This window comes from Photorhabdus sp. S10-54 (genome assembly GCF_963878145.1).
Taxonomy (GTDB): Bacteria; Pseudomonadota; Gammaproteobacteria; order Enterobacterales; family Enterobacteriaceae; genus Photorhabdus; species Photorhabdus kayaii.
Genome location: NZ_CAWNXG010000136.1, coordinates 1 through 1,226, shown reverse-complemented (window position 1 = coordinate 1,226; position 1,226 = coordinate 1). Strand labels below are relative to the sequence as shown.

Annotated in this window: 3 protein-coding genes; all 3 read left to right on the top strand. The window is 34.8% G+C overall.

Features of this window, described 5'->3' with window-relative positions; all coding sequences use genetic code 11:
* Positions 1–349 (top strand): phage N-6-adenine-methyltransferase (locus AACQ83_RS24105; RefSeq protein ID WP_112879916.1); only part of this gene is annotated, 349 nt, incomplete at its 5' end.
* On the top strand, positions 346–594 hold the full coding sequence (locus AACQ83_RS24100) for a hypothetical protein (protein WP_112886970.1): 249 nt from the start codon (positions 346–348) through the stop codon (positions 592–594). The genes AACQ83_RS24105 and AACQ83_RS24100, both read left to right, overlap by 4 nt.
* A gap of 24 nt (positions 595–618) precedes the next feature.
* Complete coding sequence (locus tag AACQ83_RS24095; RefSeq protein WP_112886969.1) at positions 619–924, top strand: hypothetical protein; 306 nt, start codon at positions 619–621, stop codon at positions 922–924.
* Positions 925–1,226 lie beyond the last annotated feature (302 nt).

Genomic DNA, 1,226 nt, shown 5'->3' with positions numbered 1-1,226 from the left:
AGCAATATATTGTAACCCGCCGTATAGCGATATATCTCCGTGGGTTATTAAGGCGGCAGAACAAAGCAGGAGGCAATCACAGCCGGTCGTTATGTTAGTCCCAGCCGACACTTCGGTCGGCTGGTTTAAATTGGCAATGGAAACAGTTGATGAAGTCAGATTAATAACGGCAGGCAGAATTTCATTTATTAATGCCGGCAACGGAAAGGAGAAAAAAGGAAATACAAAAGGAAGCTTGCTATTAATATGGCGTCCGTTTATCAAACCCCGCTGTATATTCACAACAGTTGATAAAAGCCAATTAATTCAAATTGGTTTAAATATATTAAATGAGATTACATCATCATGAAACTAATCAGCTTAATAAAGCCAATTAAGGTTAACTACTTTGGCATTGAATTATCAGCCCCTCATTGGACTAAATTTATAGCAACGGATGAGTCTGGATTAGTATTTGCATGCAACATGCTTCCGCGCACTGAATTTAATTGTTATGAGAGGTGGGATTCTGATTCCCCGTCATTTCGAGACGAAATTATTGCTGTAGTTGATTTAGAAGAAATGGACTGGAAAGAAACTCTTGTTGAAATATGAGTGGGAATTAGAGGACATTTGATTATGTTAACATGTGATATGAAACAATTTGAATTCACGATAATTGACGCGTGGAATATCGGAAAAAGATTTGCAAAACTGGGAACTGAACATTTTGATTTTAAAATTCACGTCATAAAGAATGATTCCAAAATTGATATTTTTGAAATAAGTATAGTAGATGTAGAAGGTGTAACTTATCAACATATCAATATTACGGAAAAGAATATAGAAAAATTGCAACAAATAATAATATCAGCGGAAGCATGTTACTTATCTTGCAGCAAACTAGCTGATTTGATATGGAATCATAAAAATGAAAATAACTGATTCTAAATCTAATCTAGATGAATGACCAAGCTCTTGAAAACGGACGCAGAGCAATAGCAAGGGAATGCTTAAATGAACTCACTCAACTATCGAAATACGATGACAAAGCAGTCACAGCCATTCTCGATAAATATACACAGCGATTCAAATTAATTATGTCTGAGCATCAGATGACATTCAGCGCTAAGTCAGTGTTGTCTTATTATGTGAGAAATATAAGGAAAGAAATATGAAGATATATTTAGGAAAATACGCTATCACTTATAGCAGGAACCGATATTATTTAAATATAAGGCAGGTAT

Coding starts and splice junctions, on each gene's coding strand:
- AACQ83_RS24100 (WP_112886970.1), top strand. CDS start 346: ATGAAACTAATCAGCTTAATAAAGCCAATTAAGGTTAACTACTTTGGC.
- AACQ83_RS24095 (WP_112886969.1), top strand. CDS start 619: ATGTTAACATGTGATATGAAACAATTTGAATTCACGATAATTGACGCG.